Annotated in this window: 16 protein-coding genes; 15 read left to right on the forward strand and 1 reads right to left on the reverse strand. The window is 29.1% G+C overall.

What is annotated here, in order from left to right:
• Window positions 1-111 precede the first annotated feature (111 nt).
• Window positions 112-1,398 (reverse strand): HTH domain-containing protein, encoded by a 1,287-nt coding sequence (locus E0E45_RS03610; protein WP_130889902.1) that lies wholly within the window; start codon window positions 1,396-1,398, stop codon window positions 112-114.
• 184 nt (window positions 1,399-1,582) lie between these two features.
• Between E0E45_RS03610 and E0E45_RS03615 the strand changes: the two genes are divergently transcribed.
• The 15 genes from E0E45_RS03615 (at window position 1,583) to E0E45_RS03685 (ending at window position 21,164) form a co-directional block, all read left to right on the forward strand.
• Window positions 1,583-2,017, forward strand: coding sequence for a MarR family winged helix-turn-helix transcriptional regulator (locus tag E0E45_RS03615; protein WP_130889903.1), 435 nt, complete (start codon window positions 1,583-1,585; stop codon window positions 2,015-2,017).
• 38 nt (window positions 2,018-2,055) lie between these two features.
• Complete coding sequence (locus E0E45_RS03620) at window positions 2,056-3,444, forward strand: MATE family efflux transporter (RefSeq protein ID WP_130889904.1); 1,389 nt, start codon at window positions 2,056-2,058, stop codon at window positions 3,442-3,444.
• A 76-nt stretch (window positions 3,445-3,520) separates the two neighbouring features.
• Window positions 3,521-4,762: a peptidase T gene (pepT, locus tag E0E45_RS03625; RefSeq protein WP_130889905.1), complete on the forward strand. Its 1,242-nt coding sequence runs from the start codon at window positions 3,521-3,523 to the stop codon at window positions 4,760-4,762.
• Window positions 4,763-4,942: 180 nt separating this feature from the next.
• A complete protein-coding gene (locus E0E45_RS03630; protein ID WP_130889906.1) occupies window positions 4,943-6,280 on the forward strand; it encodes a TrkH family potassium uptake protein in 1,338 nt (445 codons plus the stop codon).
• A gap of 27 nt (window positions 6,281-6,307) precedes the next feature.
• Window positions 6,308-6,964 carry a potassium channel family protein gene (locus tag E0E45_RS03635; RefSeq protein ID WP_130889907.1) on the forward strand — a complete coding sequence of 219 codons (657 nt, stop codon included), beginning with the start codon at window positions 6,308-6,310 and terminating at the stop codon, window positions 6,962-6,964.
• A 28-nt stretch (window positions 6,965-6,992) separates the two neighbouring features.
• Window positions 6,993-8,879, forward strand: a complete 1,887-nt coding sequence (mnmG, locus tag E0E45_RS03640; RefSeq protein WP_130889908.1) for a tRNA uridine-5-carboxymethylaminomethyl(34) synthesis enzyme MnmG — start codon at window positions 6,993-6,995, stop codon at window positions 8,877-8,879.
• Between the two features lie 2 nt (window positions 8,880-8,881).
• Complete coding sequence (gene rsmG / locus E0E45_RS03645) at window positions 8,882-9,583, forward strand: 16S rRNA (guanine(527)-N(7))-methyltransferase RsmG (protein WP_130889909.1); 702 nt, start codon at window positions 8,882-8,884, stop codon at window positions 9,581-9,583.
• A gap of 17 nt (window positions 9,584-9,600) precedes the next feature.
• Window positions 9,601-14,040: a translocation/assembly module TamB domain-containing protein gene (locus E0E45_RS03650; RefSeq protein WP_130889910.1), complete on the forward strand. Its 4,440-nt coding sequence runs from the start codon at window positions 9,601-9,603 to the stop codon at window positions 14,038-14,040.
• 15 nt (window positions 14,041-14,055) lie between these two features.
• The gene (locus E0E45_RS03655) at window positions 14,056-16,137 is read left to right on the forward strand and encodes a BamA/OMP85 family outer membrane protein (protein ID WP_130889911.1); all 2,082 of its coding nucleotides are present in this window, start codon (window positions 14,056-14,058) and stop codon (window positions 16,135-16,137) included.
• Between the two features lie 29 nt (window positions 16,138-16,166).
• The gene (locus tag E0E45_RS03660; RefSeq protein ID WP_070577418.1) at window positions 16,167-16,646 is read left to right on the forward strand and encodes an OmpH family outer membrane protein; all 480 of its coding nucleotides are present in this window, start codon (window positions 16,167-16,169) and stop codon (window positions 16,644-16,646) included.
• A gap of 20 nt (window positions 16,647-16,666) precedes the next feature.
• On the forward strand, window positions 16,667-17,677 hold the full coding sequence (gene lpxD / locus E0E45_RS03665; protein ID WP_130889912.1) for a UDP-3-O-(3-hydroxymyristoyl)glucosamine N-acyltransferase: 1,011 nt from the start codon (window positions 16,667-16,669) through the stop codon (window positions 17,675-17,677).
• Between the two features lie 83 nt (window positions 17,678-17,760).
• Entirely contained in the window at window positions 17,761-18,354 is a 594-nt protein-coding gene (locus E0E45_RS03670; RefSeq protein WP_130889913.1) for a TIGR03936 family radical SAM-associated protein, read from the forward strand.
• A 30-nt stretch (window positions 18,355-18,384) separates the two neighbouring features.
• On the forward strand, window positions 18,385-19,656 hold the full coding sequence (serS, locus tag E0E45_RS03675; RefSeq protein ID WP_130889914.1) for a serine--tRNA ligase: 1,272 nt from the start codon (window positions 18,385-18,387) through the stop codon (window positions 19,654-19,656).
• Window positions 19,640-20,113 carry a hypothetical protein gene (locus E0E45_RS03680; protein ID WP_130889915.1) on the forward strand — a complete coding sequence of 158 codons (474 nt, stop codon included), beginning with the start codon at window positions 19,640-19,642 and terminating at the stop codon, window positions 20,111-20,113. Before serS ends, E0E45_RS03680 begins: the two co-directional genes overlap by 17 nt.
• Window positions 20,114-20,186: 73 nt before the next feature.
• Window positions 20,187-21,164, forward strand: a complete 978-nt coding sequence (locus tag E0E45_RS03685; protein WP_130889916.1) for a class II fructose-bisphosphate aldolase — start codon at window positions 20,187-20,189, stop codon at window positions 21,162-21,164.
• Window positions 21,165-21,244 lie beyond the last annotated feature (80 nt).

Consider the following 21,244-nt stretch of genomic DNA (forward strand, 5'->3'; position numbering starts at 1 on the left):
ATTTTTTAGTTAAATAGTTTATACAATTTTTTTTAATATTTGTCAATGTATTTTTTTCAATAAAAAAAGTAATTGTTTTTATTAAGAACAATTACTTTCAAATTTATACTTTTAAAAATTAAATTTTATTTTTCTCCGAGGTCTGCCAGCACCAGGAGTATTTTCAAATTCAGCCTCTTCTCCATAGCCATTTTCAATGATTTTTTTTAATAAACGATTGACACTTCTTTCACTAATTTCAAATATTTCAGCAAGTTCTTTACTGGAAAAAGTATTTTTACCATATTTCTTTATAATAGATTTTAATTTTTCTAAATAAGTAGAACTAATACCTATTTTTTTTGAAAGTTCAAAAATATCTTTATTGACAGAATCACTATATTGAAGCATATTTTCTGTCAATAAAGGGCCAGAAACATTTTTTCCATCGTAAAAGTATATTTCATTTTTATTTTTTGAAAGGCTTATTTTTAAGGCTTTTCTTCCATTAGCTTCAGCTTGTAAAATAGTTTGTCCTTCACCAATCCCAATTCCTGCATAAAAATCTTTTTTAGTAGTATTTTTGATAAGAGTAGTAATTATTTTTAAAGTGTCTTCATCTAATAAAAGACCTTTATTAGCTAAAATATAATATTCTTCATTTCCAAGAAATTGTATATTTCCTTGAATTTCTTTAGCATATTCTAATAGTTGAGTTTCAAAACTATTTTTATTTTGTAAAGTCTTTTGAGTAAGTTCAGAAATATTTTTTTTAATAAGTTTAATTATTTGAACCCCAATACCTGTTTTTTTAAGTTCTTCTATTTTTGCTATTAATTCAAGTTTTTTAAATTCTAATTTTATTTCGGTGTTGGTTGCTTGTAGCCTATAAACTGGAAGATTAAGTCTTTTTAAATAATAATAAATATATCCAAAAGCTGTAATAACACAATCTATTTCTTTTGTTTTTAATTTTTCAAGATAATTTTTAAGGTATTCCTCTTCAGTTTTAGAATATTCATATTTTTGAAGATAGTAATTTTTTATTTGAATTTCATATTCTTCAAAGACATCTTTTAGCATTTTTTCTTCAATAAGATCTATACCTATTTTTAAATTATCTATGGATTCATAGTCTTTTTGGAGAGATAAAAAAGCTTTGATTATTCCCATTTCACCTCTTTTAGTATAAACAATAGCTTTGTTAGAAAGATCAGTTTTAAGATTAAGAGATGAATAAATTCCAATTCCTGTAAGATATATCCCATCTACATCATTTTCTAATTTTTGAATAAGAGGAATCATTTCTTCAATTTTTTCTTTTGGATATTTAAAAAAACTTACTTCTTTATATTCAGAAGAAAGTATACTGTATATTTTTTCAACAGAGTCAGGAGCTCCAATAATAGCTATTTTCATTAAAATTACCTCTTTAAAAATTAAGTTATTCTATACAGTGGATTATATCATATTTTTTAATTAAAATATAATAAAAATGAATAATTATTATTTGTATTTTAGTAAGAAAATTATATCTGTATATGCAAATAATAGTTTGACATAAAACTAATTTCATGTTAAATTAAAGGATAGGTGATGAAATATGAAAAATGAAGCTTTTGGAAATTCATTGTATAGCTATCTGTCTAGAGCCCATCATAGAAGCAGAATTTTTATGGATGAAGAACTGAGAAAAAAGGGAATAACAGATTTGGGATATTCTCATATAAGAATAATAATAGTATTATATGTTTTTAAAACTCTTTCTATGAAAGAAATAACAGAAAAAATATCCAAAGATAAATCAACAGTAACCATCCTTGTAAATAAGCTAGAAAAAAAGGGATATGTAAGAAAAAGGGTTTGTTCTGAAGATAGAAGAGTTATGCATTTAGAACTAGGAGAAAAGGCAGAAGAGGTCATAGGAGTTATTTTTGATGTGTCACAAATCTTTCATAAAAAAGTAGAACAAATACTTGAAAAAGATGAAATAGATACTTTAAAGAGGATAATGTCAAAGCTTTTAGAAAAATGGTAGAATTTAAAATGTAACAGGAAAGTTTTTAGGAGGAACAAATGAAAAATAAACATCAATTTATGGGAACAGAAAAAATAACAAAGCTTTTAGTACAATTTTCACTTCCAGCTATAATTGGAATGCTTGTAAATGCTTTGTACAGTATAGTTGACAGAATATATATTGGAAATATAAAAGATGTAGGACACTTTGCAATAGCTGGAGTAGGACTTACTTTCCCAGTTACAATCTTTGTATTTGCTTTCGCTGTATTAATAGGGCTTGGTGGGGCAACAAATATATCTTTAAGTCTTGGAAGAAAGCAAAAAGATGAAGCTGAAAAATATTTGGGAAATGGAATAGGATATGGAATAATTATTTCACTAATAATAGCAGTATTTGTATTGTTGTATATGGATAAATTGGTTGCAGTGTTAGGAGGAAGCGAGAATACAAGCAGATATGCAAGAGAATACTTATGGATAGTAGCATATGGATTTCCAGCAACAATAGTTGGATATGTAGCAAATGCAGCTATCAGATCAGATGGAAACCCTAAAATGTCAATGGTTACTTTGCTGATAGGAGCCATAATAAACATAGTACTTGACCCTATTTTTATATTTGGAATGGATATGGGAGTATCAGGTGCAGCTTGGGCTACAATTATTTCACAATATATTTCAGCAGCATGGACTATATTTTATTTTAAATCAAGTTTTAGTGGACTTAAATTATATTTAAAAAATATGAAACTACAATGGGAAAAAATTAAGAATATAATGGCTTTAGGATCTTCACCATTTGCATTGCAAATGGGATCAAGTCTAGTAAATTATACTTTCAACAGTACACTAAAAGTGTATGGAGGAGATAATTCAATTGGAGCAATGGCAATTATTCAAGCAATAACAATATTTCTTGCTATGCCTATATTTGGAATCAACCAAGGAGTTCAGCCAATATTGGGCTATAATTATGGAGCGAAACTTTATTCGAGAGTAAGAGAAGCACTTCGTAAAGCTATACTTGGAGCTTCTATAATATGCATAGTAGATTTCTTGACTATTCAGTTTTTATCAAAATATTTTATATTCATATTTACAAGAGAAAAAGCTTTGTTGGATATAGCTTCTCATGGACTTAGAATAAATACAATGATGTTTCCTATTATTGGATTCCAAATAATATCTTCTGTGTATTTTCAGGCAGTAGGAAAACCTAAATTGAGTCTTTTTATAAGCCTTTCAAGACAGATAATAGTTTTAATTCCTTGTATAATAATAATGTCTAGAATGTTTGGATTAGCTGGAATATGGTTTGCTGCTCCAACAGCTGACTTCATTGCAACAGTATTAACATTTATTCTGATAAAAAGAGAAATGAAACAATTAAAGCAACTGCAAATAGCCAGAGAGGAAGAACTTATACTGGCAAGTGAAAAATAAAAAGAAATAGAGATTGAAATAATTTTGAAAAAGTACTAAAATATAGATACTAAAATTATATAAGGAGTTGTTATTGATGAATAATTTAGTTGAAAGATTTCTAAAGTATGTAAAAATTGATACAGATTCAGATCCTTCAAACAAAGCATGTCCAAGTAGTGATATACAATGGAATTTAGCAAAAGTAATAATAGAAGATTTGAAAGAATTAGGACTTGAAGAAATATCATTAGATGAGAATGGATATGTAATGGCTGCACTTCCAGCAAATTGTGATTTAGATATTCCAACTATTGGATTTATAGCACATATGGATACAGCACCTACTTACAATGGAAGAGGAGTTAATCCAAGAATTATAGAAAGTTATAATGGAGAAGATATTATTTTAAATAAAGAATTAGAAATAATCCTTTCTCCAAAAGATTTTGAACATTTAAAAAATTATATAGGACAGGATCTTATAGTAACAGATGGAAAAACTCTGTTGGGAGCAGATGATAAAGCTGGAATAGTTGAAATAATTGAAGCTGTAAAATATTTGAAAGAACATCCTGAAATTAAGCATGGAAAGATAAAAATAGGATTTACACCAGATGAAGAAATTGGAAGAGGAGCAAATCTTTTTGATGTAAAGAAGTTCGATTGTAAATTCGCCTATACAGTAGATGGTGGAGGGATAGGAGAGTTAGAATATGAAAATTTTAATGCAGCCTCTGCTGTAATTAAGATAAAAGGAAGAGATATTCATCCTGGAACAGCTAAAAACAGTATGATAAACTCAATTCTTATTGGAATGGAATTGAATTCTATGCTTCCTATAGAGCAAAGACCAGAGTATACTGAAAATTATGAAGGTTTCTTTCTGTTAAATGATATGAAAGGAACTGTAGAAGATACTTCAATGAATTATATAATTAGAGATCATTCAATGAAAAAATTTAATGAGAAAAAAATCCTTATAAAAGATGCTGTGCAATATTTATCTAAAAAATATAAAGATGCAGAAATAGAAATAGAAGTAAAAGATAGTTATTATAATATGAAAGAAAAAATAGAACCTGTAATGTATGTTATAGATCTTGCTCATAAGTCTATGGAAGAACTTAATATAAAACCTTGTATTAAACCTATAAGAGGCGGAACAGATGGAGCAAGACTTTCTTATAAAGGGCTTCCTTGTCCAAATCTTTTTACTGGAGGACATAATTTTCATGGAAAATATGAATATGTATGTATCCAATCTATGGAAAAGGCAAGAGATCTTATTGTAAAAATAGTTGAAAATTTAGTAAAAATAAATTTTGAAGAGAAATAAAAAAGAAAGTGGGAACCTGAGTCTAATGTATAATTAGATACAGGTTCTTTTAATTTTACAATATTTTGTAAAGTAGTTTTTTTTAAGATTGAAAGGGGAGATAAAATAATGTATAATTAATAAGATATGGGGAAAATTTTTATGGAAAATAAATATAGAATGAAATTGTGAGGCGTGGTTATGGATATAGATTACTTTAAAAAACTATCACCTTCAAGGAAGCTGATATTGGGATTTTTATTTGCAATACTTTTAGGAACATTTATTTTAATGATGCCTTTTTCACTTAGGGAAGGGGAAAAATTGAATTTTTTATCCTCTTTATTTACAATTGTATCAGCAGTGTGTGTAACAGGACTGACAGTAGTAGATGTGAGTAAGGTATTCAGTCCAGCAGGAGACTTAGTAATAATATTTTTTATACAATTAGGTGGACTGGGAGTAATGACATTTTCATCAATTCTGTTTCTGGTAATGGGGAAAAGAATGACCTTTTATGAAAGAGAACTTTTAAAAGAAGAAAGAAATGCAGACAGCAGTGGAGAAATATCAGGTTTTATAAAAAAGCTTCTTCTTACAGTTTTTGTTATAGAAAGTATAGGAGCAATTATCCTTACATGGGAGTTTTCAAAGGAAATGCCATTGAATAAAGCTGTGTTTTATGGAATATTTCACTCAATATCAGCATTTTGTAATGCAGGATTTGCTCTTTTCTCTAATAATTTGGAGGCATATAAAGCTAATCCCGTTATAAATCTTACTATTGGTTATTTAATAACTTTGGGAGGAATAGGATTTGCTGTAATTACATCAGTTATTATGGTTATAAGAAGAGGGATAGATAGATTCAATTTAACATCAAAAGTTGCGATTATAATATCTGTGATTTTAACTTTTGGTGGAATGATTTTATTTTTTGTTTTAGAATATTCAAATCCAGCAACTTTAGGGGATTTAAACTTTGTACAAAAAGTGCTGGCTTCATATTTTCAAAGTGTCACATTGAGAACAGCAGGATTTAATACTATTCCACTTGGAGAACTTAGAAATTCAACTATTTTTATGTGTTGTATTTTGATGTTCATAGGAGCTTCTCCAGGATCAACAGGTGGAGGAATAAAAACTACAACTTTTGGAGTAATATTATTTTATGTTATTGGAATAGTAAAAAAGAAAGAAAATGTTGAAATATTTAACAGAAGACTTGATTGGGAAATAATGAACAGGGCATTAGCTATATTGGTTCTTGCAATAACTTATGTAATTGTCATAATAATGCTGATGCTGATAGCAGAAAGTTTTAGTCCAGAAGAGATAATGTTTGAAGTTATTTCAGCTTTTGGAACAGTGGGATTGACTTTAGGAATAACTCCAGATCTTACTACTTTTTCAAAACTTCTTTTAATAATTACTATGTTTATAGGAAGATTAGGTCCAATGACATTTGCTTTAGCTATTGGAGAAACAAAGAAAAAAGCTTTATCTAAATATCCAAAAGAAAATATTCTGGTTGGGTAGATTAATGGTAAATAAATGGAGGATAGAATGAAACAATATTTAGTTATAGGTCTTGGAAGATTTGGAACAAGTGTAGCACAAACTTTATATGAATCTAATGAAGAAGTTTTAGCTTTGGACATAGATGAAGAACTTGTTCAGGAAGCTATAAACAGCAATATTGTAGATAATGCTGTTGTAATGGATGCAACTGATGTGAAAAATTTAAAAGAACTTGGAGTAAGCAATTATGATATAGCTTTTGTATGTACAGGAGATATAGAGCCAAGTATAATGATAACTCTTAATTTGAAAGAGCTTGGAATAGAAAAGATTATTGCTAAAGCTGTAAGTAAAAGTCATGGAAAAGTTTTGGCTAAAATAGGTGCAACAAAAGTAATTTATCCAGAAGAATATATGGGAAGAAGAGTTGCTCAGTTAGCTATGGAACCTAATATGATAGAGCATTTGAGATTTTCTTCAGAATTTTTATTGCTGGAAGTAAAAGCTCCATCTGTTTTCTGGGGGAAAACTATGGTAGAATTAGATATTAGAAAAAAATATAATGTAAACGTAGTTGGAATAAAAAAAGAAGATCAATCATTTAAACCAAATCTTTCAGCAGATACTCTAATAGAAAAGGGAGATGTATTATTAGTCATAACAGATAATAAAACTGCTGATTATTTAGAAAACTTAAAGTAATTTAATTTATATATTGTAGGAGGAACAAATGCAAAATTTTGATGTCATTGTGGTAGGAGCAGGACATGCTGGATGTGAAGCTGCTTTAGCTGCTGCCAGAATGGGAGCTCAAACAGCTATTTTTACTATAACTTTAGATAATATAGGAGTGATGTCATGTAATCCTTCTCTTGGAGGACCAGCAAAATCTCATCTTATTAGAGAAATAGATGCTCTAGGTGGAGAGATGGGAAGAAACATTGATAAAACATATATACAGATAAGAATACTTAATACTAAAAAAGGACCTGCTGTGAGATCTTTAAGAGCTCAAGCAGATAAAGTAAGATACAGTAAAGAAATGAAAAAAACTATTGAAAATTGTGATAATTTAAGTGCTATTCAAGGAATGGTAACAGAGATTATAGTTGAAAATGGAAAAGTTATTGGAATAAAAACCAGAGAAGGAGTAGAATATAGAGCAAAGTTTGTAATAATAGCTACTGGAACTTTCTTGAGAGGACTTATTCACATTGGAGATAAGCATTTTAGTGGTGGAAGAATGGGAGAACTTTCTTCAGATGATTTACCATTATCTTTAGAAAAGGCAGGATTAAAATTAGCTAGGTTTAAAACAGGAACACCATCAAGAATAGATGCAAGAACAGTAGATTTCTCAAAAGTTGAAGAACAGCCAGGAGAAACAGAAGATATATTAAAATTTTCCACAAGAACACCTGATGAAGAATTAAAAGGAAGAAAGCAGATTTCATGCTATATAGCTCACACAAATGAAACTGTACATGAAATAATAAAAAATAATAGGGAAAGATCTCCATTATTTAATGGAACTATACATGGAACTGGACCAAGATATTGTCCTTCTATTGAAGATAAAGTCTTTAGATATGGTGATAAAAATCAACATCATCTTTTTCTTGAAAGAGAAGGATATGATACTACAGAGATATATTTAGGAGGACTTTCATCTTCACTTCCAACAGATGTGCAGGATGGAATGGTAAAAAATATATCTGGACTTGAAAATGCTCATATTATGAGATATGCATATGCTATAGAATATGATTATGTTCCACCTCAAGAAATAAAATATACACTTGAAAGCAAAACTGTAGAAAATCTATTTTTGGCAGGACAGATAAATGGAACTTCTGGTTATGAAGAAGCTGGAGCACAAGGACTTTTAGCTGGAATAAATGCAGTAAGAAAGTTACAAGGAAAAGAGCCTGTAATACTTGATAGAGCAGATTCATATATGGGAACACTTGTAGATGATTTAGTATCTAAAGGGACTAATGAACCATACAGAATGTTTACTGCAAGAAGTGAATACAGATTGGCTTTAAGAGAAGACAATGCAGACTTAAGACTTTCAAAAATTGGATATGAAGTAGGGCTTCTTCCAAAAAAGGAATATCTAAGAGTGGTACAAAAGGGTAAGGATGTAGAAATAATAAAAGAAAAATTAAAGGAAAATTATGTTGGACCAAGTAATCCCAGAGTAAATGAAGTATTAAGAAGATGTGGAGAAGCTGAATTAAAAGATGGAACTACATATTTTGAACTTTTAAGAAGACCAGATGTAAAATATTCTGATATAAAATATATAGCTGAACTCTCTGATTTAGAGTTAGGAGATTATTCTAAAGATACAGAATATCAAGTAGAAGTACAGGTAAAATATTCAGGTTATATAGAAAGATCAATGAAAATGATAGAAAAACATAAGAGTTTAGAAAATAAAAAACTTCCTGAAGATTTAGATTATGATTCTCTGGAAAATATACCAAAAGAAGCAAAAGATAAACTTAAAGCTGTAAGACCATATAATATAGGTCAAGCTTCAAGAATATCAGGAGTTTCACCAGCAGATATTCAAGTATTATTAATATATTTAAAAGCGAGAGGTAATTAATCATGAGAGAATTCCTAGTGGAAGGAATAAAAAAATTAAATATTGAATATACAGATAAAAAAGTAGATGATCTTGTAAAGTATTTAGGATTATTAATTGAATATAACTCACATACTAATCTTACTGCTTTAAGAGATGAGAAAAGTATAATAGAGAAACATTTTCTGGATTCTCTTTTACTTCAGAACCTTATTAAAAATAGAAGTAAAAAAGCTATAGATATTGGAACAGGAGCAGGATTTCCTGGAATGGTATTGGCAATATTCAATCCAGATATAGAATTTACCTTAATGGATTCTATTGGAAAGAAGACTAAATTTCTTGAATTAGTAAAAGAAGATCTTGAACTGAATAATGTCAATGTAGTAACTTCCAGAGCAGAAGATTATATAAATGATGAAAATAGAGAAACATATGATCTAGGATTATGCAGAGGAGTGTCAAAACTTGGAACTATTCTTGAATATATAATCCCTTTTCTAAAGATAAATGGTGAGTTTTTGTCACAAAAAATGGAAGGAACTGGAGAAGAGGCTGAAGCTGAAAATGCTTTAAATATACTGCAAAGTAAAATAATTGAAATATATAATTTACAATTGCCTTATTCTAAAGATTCCAGAGTAATTATAAAGATAGAAAAAACTGCTTCAAATGACAAAAAGTATCCAAGAAGAGCAGGGATACCTTTGAAGAGACCTCTATAAAACCGCAGGAGGAGGAAATGAAAGAATTTTACAAGAATAATAAGAAAAAAATCATAACTGGACTTTCCCTCCTTTTAATTTTGGCAGGAGGATATTGGTCTGTGAGATATCATCTGTCAAAAACAGTTGAGATAATACTTCAGATAGCTTTAGGACCTAAAATTTCAAGCAGTTCTATTGAATTTAAAAGATATGGGTTAATAGAAATAAAAAATCTTAAACTGGTAAATAATAAAAAAACTATTATTGAGGCTCCTAAGGTGGAACTTCTTTATTCTAAAGAATCACTTAAAAAGCTAAGAATAGAAGATATCATAATATATGATGGGACAGCAAACATAACTAGAGAGAAAAATGGAGATATAAATATAGTTGCTGCATTTACTGTAGGAAGTAAGGAAGAAAGTGTTGATATAGAAACAAAAGAAAAAGAATACAAACCTGGTATAGGAGTACCTATAAACAGGATAACTGCTATAAATGCTACAACTAATTATACAGATCTTTCATATACGAATCCTATACAGGAAACTGCTTATGGAACAAATGGATTTCTTACTTTCAGTAAAGAAAAAGGAATTAATCTAATATTTAAAGGCAAAAATGAACAGCAGTTATATACTTTTGCTTTAAATACAAGTAAAGAGCCATATGATATAAATATAAAACTTGAAAATATAGCTGTAAAAACAGAGCTGCTTCAATATGCTTATGATGGAGATGAGATATCATACAAAGGTGGAATGCTAAATTTAGATCTTTCAATTTCACCTAAAGGTTTATTTGGAAATGCTGATTTTAAAGACGTTACAGTAAAATATAAAGAATTGGATACAGATATAAAAGTATCTGAAGGAACAGTGGATTTTCAAGGTAAAACTGTAATAGTTAAAGCTGATTATGAAGTATTTGATACAAAAGAAAAATTTCTTTTGGTATATGCTGATGATGAACTGAATATAGATTTTGCTGCTAAAAATGTAACATATCCTCAAATACAGAAGTATTCTTTAGCTAAAGATATTAATCTGCCCATAGAGAATTTAGTTATAAATGATGTAAAATTTAATCTTAATCTTAATTCAGAAAGAGAGTTTAAAGTTACAATAGATTTTTTAAGTAAGGATTTTGTTCTAAATAATTTAGAACTTAGAAATACTATTGGAAAATTTGTTTATGATAGTAAAGGGATACATATAAAGGATTTAAGTACAGATTTTTCATTCTGGAACAAAGAAAGAAAAGAAGAACTTTTTAAAAAGAAAATAGCATTATCACTTGATTACTTTGAAGACGAAGGGGCTTTAACCTTTGATATAAAAGGGAATGAATCTATAAATAATTATATTCCTAATATTAATGGAGTATTTAATTTTGAAACAAAAAACAAAAATTTTAATTTTAATTTTCTATCAAATATTATTAAGTTAAGAGGAAGGTATTATTCAAATATTGAAAAAATAAATCTTTACAGAGCAGGGAAATTTTCGCTTGATTATGATTTAAAAAATAAAAATCTCGAAAGAGGGAGTGGAGTAATAGATTTTAATCTATATAATCTTAGATTTGCTCTCGATTTTATAGCAGAAAATAACAAAATAATGATAGATAGTCTTACTGCTCATGATAAAAACGAGGATAAAATAACTTTTAATCTTACTGGAGAAACTGATATAAGTAAAATGTCTTATGATTTAAAATTTGATGCTGAAGAATTGAATGTAGAACGAAATATTTTGAACGAAGATGCTCTTTTAAATGCTTCTCTTAATGGAGAGATATCAGGAGAAAATGGAAACATAAATGCTTCAGTAGATGTTAAATCTCTGACTTTTAAATATCTAGCTGAAATTAAAGATATTGCTGGGAAGTTTGAATTTAAAAAAGATGAAAAAATTTTTGGAGACTTTAAAGGCAGCATAGGCCAAGTAAGATATAATGATTATGATCTTAATGGATTTATTTTTGCAATGAGAATAAAAGATGACAAATTTGAAATAAGAGATTTTAGAAATGGGATAATAGATATAAATGGAAATATAAACCTGAAAAATTTAGCTTCAAATATCAATTTTTCTGTAAAAGATTTAGACTTTGAAAAATTTAATATAGAATATCCTAAATTCTATATTAATGATGTAAAAGGGAAAATAACTGGAAAGATAAATGATCCAAAAATAGATGTAAAAATAAATGACATAAAACTGGATATTGGAGATGAAAAAAAAGATATCCTTGTTCATGGAGATATAAATTATTCTAAATCACTTGTAAAGGCAAATAAAATTTATCTTAACAGCAATATTTTTAATGGAAAATATAATTTGAAAAATAAAAAATATAATGCTGTTTTAAACATAATAGAGGATGATCCATCTGAATATTATTTGGATACAAATTTAAAATATAGAGTAATTGGAACTTTGAAAGTAGATGGTGAAGATAAAAAAATAAATGCTAGATTAAATTCTACAATAGATAAGATATATATGAGAGGAACAAAACTTCCAAATGTATATGTAGAGGGAAGATATAAAACTGATAATATTCCTGATGGAACTATTGAATTAAATAAAATAGTTCTTTCGAATGGAGATATGAAAGATATTCTTCAATTGACAGCAGGCTATAATTTACAGACAAAAGAAATAAGTGCTGACATAGATAATCAGGTGGTCAAACTGGATACATTAAAAGAGTATACAAAAGAAGAAACTGTAAATGGAAATCTTATTTTTAATGGAAAACTTTCTGGAAAAGTAGAAGACCTGAAATATGATTTAAAAATAAATAGTAATCTTATTTCAATGAAAGAAATAAATTTTAAAAATTTTTTAATAAAAATAAATGGAAATCTTGATAAAGTATTCTTAGATGAATTTTCGTTTAAGTACCTTGAGAACTCCTTTTATTCTAAAGGAGATGTAACATTAGAAAATAAAAAATACAACTTTTTAGTAAACTCTTCTAAAATAAATTTAGATTTTTTAAACATTTTTTTAGAAAAATATGGTATAACTAATATAGAAGGAATTGCAGCCTTCAATTTAGATTTGAAAGATGATGGAAACAGCGGGTATTTCAATTTGATGAATTTTGGAATGAAATCTAAAGAATTTTTTATTAATATGGATAACTTTAATAGTACAATTAAACTTGATAAAAAACGTCTTTATATAGAAAATTTCCAAGGAAAACTGAATGATGGGGATACTACTTTAAAAGGATATCTGGAATTACCAAGCATAACAGATATAGCTGAAAATCCTTATTATATGGAAGATTTAGACTATGATATATCACTTGATACTAAAGGAGTAAACTATAAATACAGCGATTACTTTAGAGTTATGTTTGATACAAAATTTAATATGAAAAATAATAAATTAGCAGGAAATATTAATATCATAGATGGAGAAGTTGAAAATATTCCAAGTAACTCAAAATCATTATTTCAGATAATCAAAAACTTTTTATTTAAATCATCATCCTCAATAGTAAATAAAAGTGAAGATCTTGGAAAAGATTTTCAGATTAACACTATTTTTGAAAAATCATTAGAATTAGATGTAACGCTGAAAATAGATAAAGGAATCAAACTTGATATACAGGATGTCAATATATTTGTTGGTGATGTAGAAGGAATTGTTGTAGGAGGAGGAAGACTTTCAGGTAAAAATGGAAAATTTGTTTTCTTAGGAGATGCAGAAATAAAAAATGGTTCATTAGCAATAAATGGAAATACGTTTGAATTAGATAAAGCACTTGTAATATTTAATGACAGAAAAGATTATTTTCCTAATGTAAATCCAACTTTAGTTATAGACTCTAGAGTAAAAGTACAGAATGATGAATTAGGAATGAGCATAAATGGGGAACTGGATGCCCTTAGATTTACAATAACATCTAAAAATGGAAGTGCCAGTGGTAATTTATCATCTTTGTTAATAGGGGATGAAGAATTTTCTGACAGTGCCTCAGCAACATTATTTAAAACTGTAATAGGAAGTCAATTATCGCAAACAATATTCAGACCAGTTTCAAATCTTATAAAAAATACTTTGAATATATCAAAATTTAGGATAAAGTCAAATATTTTGACAAGTGAAAATCAGAATCCAAATGCAGAGGATAACAGGCTGCGTTTAGGTGCTGTCATAGAAGCAGAAGATAATATTTACAAAGATAAATTATACTGGGTAGCAAGAGGTACCTTATTGGGGGATGATAACGCAGAAAATAATAACGAGAGAAACAGTGGAGCATTTGAAGAATATGACTTTTCAGTAGAATACAGATTTAAACCTGGACAATCTATTGGAATAGGAGCAGGAAAGCTTCCTAGAAAGGCTAAAACTAAGGCCGATGAAAATTCAAAAAATTCTATAAATTATCATATTGACTTCAAATTTGAGAAAAAATATGATACTCTATTAGATATCTTCAGAAAGCAATAAAAAACGGAGGTAAGGATGAGAAAACAATTAATAGTACTAATGGTTTTTCTATTGGGACTTTTCAGTTTTGGTGCTGAATCTAATTACAGCATTAAAAAAGTGGAGGTTATAAACAATAGAGAGATTCCTTTTGAAATCATTTTGGAGAACATGAGGTCAAAAGAGGGAGAGAAGTTTGTAACAGATAATATGATTGAAGATTACAAAAGTATCAAAGGGTTAGAATATGTAAATGATGTTTCTATTCAACCAACAGTTTATGATGGTGGAATAAAGCTGACTGTTGATATAACAGAAAACAGGGATGCAAAATCTATGCTTGAGAAAAAAGGGATTATCCCTTTATCAGAAAGAGGAAAAGTTGATACATCTTTACTAGTAAACTCAATTGAATTTATTGGAAATCATTATGTAAGTACTAAAGAACTTATGGATAAAGTTCCAGTAAAGGTTGGAAGTTATTTTTCTAAAAATAAGGTTATAGAAGGACATAAAAATCTTATTGAAAGTGGATATTTCAGAGATGTTATTCCTGATGCTGTTAAAAGTGGAAAAGGGGTAAAAGTAATATATGAAGTTATGGAAAACCCAATTCTTAATGGGGTAAATATTATAGGAAACACTGTTTATTCAACAGAAGATTTAATGAAAGTTATACAAACTGAGCCTGGAAAGATATTTAATATTAATACTATCAGAGAAGATAGAGATAGAATTTTAAAAAAATATCAAGATGATGGGTATACACTTACTGATGTTACAGATATAGGAATCAATGGAAATCTAGAACTTGAAATTTATTTGAGTGAAGGAACAGTAAGAGATATTCAATTCAAAAAGATGGTAACAAAACAAAAAGGTGCTAGAAGAAAACCTACTGATGATGTTTTAAAAACTAAAACATATGTAATAGAGAGAGAACTTGAATTTTCTAAAGATGAAATATTTAATTCAAATAAATACGATGAAACTGTAAAAAATCTAATGAGATTAGGACATTTCAAAAATGTTAAATATGAATCAAGAGATATTCCTGGAGATCCAGATGGAAAAACTATAATACTTCTTCTTGATGAAGAAAGAACTGCTATACTTCAGGGAGCAATATCTTATGGTTCTGAAATAGGTCTATTAGGAACTATCTCAATAAAAGATACTAACTGGAAAGGTAAAGGTCAGGAACTTGGATTTACATTTGAGAAATCTGATGAAGATTATACAAGCTTTTCAATTAATTTCTATGATCCTTGGATCAAAGATACAGATAGAATTTCATGGGGATGGAGCTTATACAAAAATAGCTATGAAGACGATGACAGTAAATTATTCCATGAAATAGATACTATTGGAGCTAAATTCAATATAGGTAAAGGACTTACTAAAAATGTAAGATTAAGTCTTGGAACTAAATTTGAATATGTAGAAGAAAAAGCTCAAAAGAATAAATTCTATAAAAATGGTGGAAAATATTATTGGTTTAATGGTGGAGAAGAAGTTCAAGGTATTGATGATGACTACTTTATTTGGAGTTTATTTCCATCTTTAACTTATGACACAAGAAACCATTTCTGGAATCCTACAGCAGGAGAATATGCTAAACTTCAACTAGAAGGAGGATATGCTGGTGGTTATGATGGTGATATTTTTGGAAATATTACATTAGAACTTAGAAAATATCATAGAGGATTCTTTAAAAATAATACATTTGCTTATAAAGTTGTTGGAGGAATCATGACAGATTCTACAAAAGAAACTCAAAGATTCTGGGTAGGTGGAGGAAGTACACTTAGAGGATACGATGGTGGTTTCTTTAAAGGTACTCAAAAGATTGTTGGTACTGTTGAAAACAGAACTCAAATCAATGAACTTCTTGGATTTGTTGTATTCTTTGATGCTGGTAGAGCATGGAATTATAAAGGAAGAGATAGAGATTATGGTCAAGATGCAGATATTCCAGATAAAATTGCAACAACAGCAGGGGTAGGATTAAGACTTAATACACCTATTGGTCCATTAAGATTTGACTTTGGATGGCCAGTTGGAGATAAAATGGATAGTGGAATGGAGTTCTATTTCAATATGGGACAATCATTTTAACATAATATAAAGTAACGGAGGTATCACACATGAAAAAAATATTAATACCAGCAATGGCATTAATGCTGTCAGTATCAGCATTTGCTATGAAAGTTGGGTATGTTAACTCACAAGAGGCTTTTGCTAAATTTTCCCAAACTAAAACAGTTCAAGAAAATTTAAATAAAGAAAAAACTAGACTTGAAAATGAAATCAAACAAAAAGAAGTAGCGCTTCAGAAAGCACAACTTGAACTTCAAGCAAAAGGAGCAAAGGTTACTGATAAAGAAAAAACAGCTTTTGAAGGACAAGTAAAAGCTTTCCAAAAATTTATACAAGATTCTCAAACTAAATTGAGCAAAGAGGAATTTACAAGATTCCAAGCTATTGAAACTACAATGAATAATGCAATTTCAGAAGTGGCTAAAGCTGGAAAATATGATTATGTATTTGAAGCTGGAGCAGTAAAATTTGGTGGAGAAAATATAACTGATAAAGTAATAAGCACTATGGAAAAAAACAAAAAATAGAAATATTTTAAGGAGGTAACATGAACTACAAGTTAGTTGATTTGATTGCCCTCCTTGGTTGTGAAGTAAAGGGAGATTTAAGTCTGGAAAATATTTCTGGGCTTGCTCCCTTTTTTCAAGCACAAGAGGACAGTCTGACATTTGCATCAGATGAAAAATTTTTAAAAAAGCTGCATGAAACTAGAGCAAAAGTAATAATAGTACCAGATATTCCTTTACCAGAAAATATTGGAAAGACATATTTGAAAGTTAAAGAAAATCCAAGAACGCTTATGCCAAAACTTTTGAATTTTTTTAAGAGGAAAACTAGACCTTTTGAAAAAATGATAGAAGATTCCAGCAAAATAGGAAATAATGTCAGACTAGCACCAAATGTTTACATAGGGCATGATACTGTAATAGGAGATAATGTAGTTATTCATCCTAATGTAACAATAGGAGAAGGAGTAACAATAGGAGAGGGAACAGTTATTTATTCCAATGCAACTATTAGAGAATTTTGTGTTATTGGAAAAAAATGTGTGATTCAGCCAGGAGCGGTAATAGGGTCAGATGGATTTGGATTTATAAAAATTGCTGGAAATAACACTAAGATAGAGCAGATAGGGCATGTAGTATTGGAAGATGAAGTAGAAATAGGGGCTAATACCACAATAGATAGAGGAACTATAGGAAATACAGTAATTAAAAAATTTACTAAAATAGATAATCTAGTACAAATAGCTCATAATGATATAATTGGAGAAAATTGCCTTCTTATATCCCAAGTAGGGATAGCTGGAAGTGTTGAAGTGGGAGATAATACTACTCTTGCTGGGCAGGTAGGAGTAGCTGGACACTTAAAGATAGGAAGCAATGTAGTCATAGCAGCTAAATCTGGAGTAAGTGGAAATGTGGCAGATAATCAAATGTTATCAGGATATCCTTTAATGGATCATAAAGAAGATTTAAAAGTAAGGGTTTCATGGAAAAAACTTCCTGAATTATTAAAAAGAGTTAGAGCTATAGAAAAAAAATTAGAAGAAAAATAGAAAGAAATTAAAAACATATTTGAACTATCTGGAATAAAGTGGTAAAATGGCAGAATACAAAATAAATATTATCAGAGGTAAAAATGAAAAAAAGAGTGTATTTTGATAAGTTTGGAGAAATGAAATTCATTTCCCACCTAGACTTGCTCAGATTTTTTGACAGACTTTTAAAAAAATCTCAGATTCCTGTAAAATACAGTCAAGGATTCCATCCAAGACCTAAAATGTCTTTTGGAAGTCCTGTGTCCTTGGGAACAGAAGCATATGATGAAATGATGGATTTTGAATTGGAAACTCCAATGTCAAATGAAGAGGTATTTAAAAGGCTTAATAGTAGCAATGTTGTAGGTTTCAAAGTAAATAAAGTTGAGGAAGTACCTAAAAAATCCTCCATAATGGAAGAATATACTGTCATGATATATGAGATTGAAGGCAGTGAAGAAGATATCTCAAAATTAGAAGAACTTTTGAACAGAGATGAAATAGTAGAAATAAAAGAGAAGAAGGGGAAAATTGCCACAAGAGATCTTAAAGTAAGAATAAAATCTTTTAAAAGAGAGAATAATAAGATTGCTATGGAAATAATAAATACTTCACCTAATTCTTATCTTGAGCTTGTAGGTATAGAGCAGCAAGATGTAAAAATAAAAAGATGTGGATATAAAATAAATTCTTAAAATAACAAATAATTTAGAGAGGGGATAAATATGTTAGAATTAAAATTTATTCGTGAGAACAGAGAACTTGTGAGAGAGATGCTTGCTAATAGAAACAGTAACATTGATCTTGCAGAATTTGACAAACTTGATGAAGAGAGAAGAACTATACTAGGTGAAGTAGAACTTTTAAAACAAAAAAGAAATACTGAATCTGCTGAAATCGCAAGATTAAAAAAGGAAAAACAAGACGCTTCTCAAATAATAGAAGAGATGGGAAAAGTTTCTGCTCAAATAAAAGAGCTTGATGCAAAATTAGCAGAAGTAGATGAGAAACTTACTTATTTCCAAATGGTAATTCCGAATATGTATCAAGAAGGAACTCCAGTAGGAAAAGATGAAGAATCAAATGTTGAAGTAAGAAGATGGGGAACACCAAGAGAATTTACATTTGAACCAAAAGCTCACTGGGAAATAGGAGAAAATCTTGGAATACTTGATTTTGAAAGAGGATCAAAATTAGGAGGATCAAGATTTGTATTGTATAGAGGAATGGGAGCAAGAGTAGAAAGAGCTCTTATCAACTTTATGCTTGATATGCATACTACAGAACATGGATATACTGAGCATATAACTCCATTTTTAGTAAAAAGAGAAATATGTGAAGGAACTGGACAGCTTCCTAAATTTGAAGAAGATATGTATAGAACTACTGATGATATGTTCCTTATTTCAACTTCTGAAATTACAATGACTAATATCCATAGAAAAGAGATATTAGATGAAAAAGAATTACCAAAATATTATACAGCTTACTCTCCATGTTTCAGAAGAGAAGCAGGATCATATGGTAAAGATGTTAAAGGAATAATCAGAGTACACCAATTCAATAAAGTGGAAATGGTAAAAATAGCAACTCAGGAATCTTCTTATGAAGAATTAGAAAAAATGGTAGTTAATGCTGAAGAGGTTCTTCAAAGACTTGAGCTTCCATACAGAGTTATTCAACTATGCACTGGAGACTTAGGATTCTCAGCTGCTAAGACTTATGACTTAGAAGTATGGCTTCCATCTCAAAATAAATACAGAGAAATTTCTTCTTGCTCTAACTGTACAGATTTCCAAGCTAGAAGAATGGGACTTAAATACAGACCTAATGGAAGTTCAAAAAGTGAGTTCTGCCATACATTAAATGGATCAGGACTTGCAGTAGGAAGAACTTTTGTAGCTATTATGGAGAATTATCAACAGGAAGATGGATCATTCCTTATTCCAAAAGCTCTAGTTCCATATATGGGTGGAATAGATGTTATTAAAAAGTAGTTTATTTATACTGCTTCTAAGTAATATATTCATTGGAAATATAAAAATAATGTTTGGAATAACTATCATTCTTTTTGTGATGAACCTTATTTTGAACAAAGATTTAAAAAAGAATATTGGAAAAATGAAATTTTTATTTTTTCTGTATTTTAGTACATGTCTTGTCCAGCTTTTTTATACACAGGAAGGAAGAGTTTTATTTAAAATAGGAAGTTTTTATGTAACTGAAGAGGGTGCGTTTAATTTCTTATTAAATTTTTTAAGAATATTTAACTTGCTACTCATATCTTGGATAGTGAGTGCAAAGAAAATAATCAGTGGAAAATTCAACAGATATCAGCATGTCATAGAGAATGTCATAGATCTGGTACCTCAAGCACTTCTCCTTATAAAAAAGAGAATGAAGATAAAATGGTTTTTTAGGCATATTTTAAAACAAATAAGAGTAAAAATATGATCTATTATAGAATTGATTTTATTTTAAATATCTGGTAGAATTAAGTATATACAAAATTTCAAGGAGGCTATAAATGTACAATTATAAAGATTTAGGACTTTCTAATACTAAAGAAATGTTTGCTAAAGCTAATAAAGAAGGGTATGCAGTTCCTGCATTTAACTTCAATAATATGGAAATGGCTCTTGCTATAGTAGAAGCATGTGCTGAAATGGGTTCACCAGTAATCCTTCAATGTTCAAAAGGAGCTCTTAGCTACATGGGAGCTGATGTAGTGCCTTTATTAGGTAAAGCAGCTGTAGACAGAGCAAGAAATATGGGATCAGATATTCCAGTAGCTCTTCATTTAGATCATGGACCTGATATTGCAACTGTAAAAACTTGTATTGAATCTGGTTTCTCATCAGTAATGATTGATGGATCTCACTATGATTTTTCAAAAAATATAGAAGTATCAAAAGAAGTAGTAGAATATGCTCATAAATTTGATGTAACAGTAGAAGCTGAGTTAGGAGTTCTAGCTGGTATCGAAGATGATGTTAAAGCTGAAAGCCATACTTATACAAATCCTGATGAAGTAGAAGAGTTTGTAAATAAAACAGGAGTTGATTCTTTAGCAATAGCTATAGGAACTTCTCATGGAGCTCATAAATTTAAACCAGGTGAAGATCCTAAATTAAGACTTGATATATTAGAAGAAATCGAAAGAAGAATCCCAGGATTCCCTATTGTACTTCACGGATCATCAGCTGTACCTAAGCAATATACAGATATGATAAAAGAATTTGGTGGAGAAGTTAAAGATGCAATAGGAATTCCTAATGCTGAATTAAGAAAAGCTTCTAAATCAGCAGTTGCAAAAATTAATGTTGATACTGATGGAAGACTTGCATTCACAGCTGCTATCAGGAGAGTTCTTGGAACTAATCCAAAAGAATTTGACCCAAGAAAATATCTTGGAGCTGCAAAAGATGAAATGAAAGCTTATTACAAAACTAAAATAGTAGATGTGTTTGGTTCTGAAGGGGCTTATAAAAAAGGAACAAAATAAGAAAAGAGCCTAAAAATAGGCTGAATGAAAGGACAGCAAAGGTGCTGTCCTTTTTGTATAATAAAAAAATGGCATTTTTT

Origin of the sequence: Fusobacterium ulcerans ATCC 49185 (assembly GCF_900683735.1) — a bacterium.
Lineage (GTDB): Bacteria > Fusobacteriota > Fusobacteriia > Fusobacteriales > Fusobacteriaceae > Fusobacterium_A > Fusobacterium_A ulcerans_A.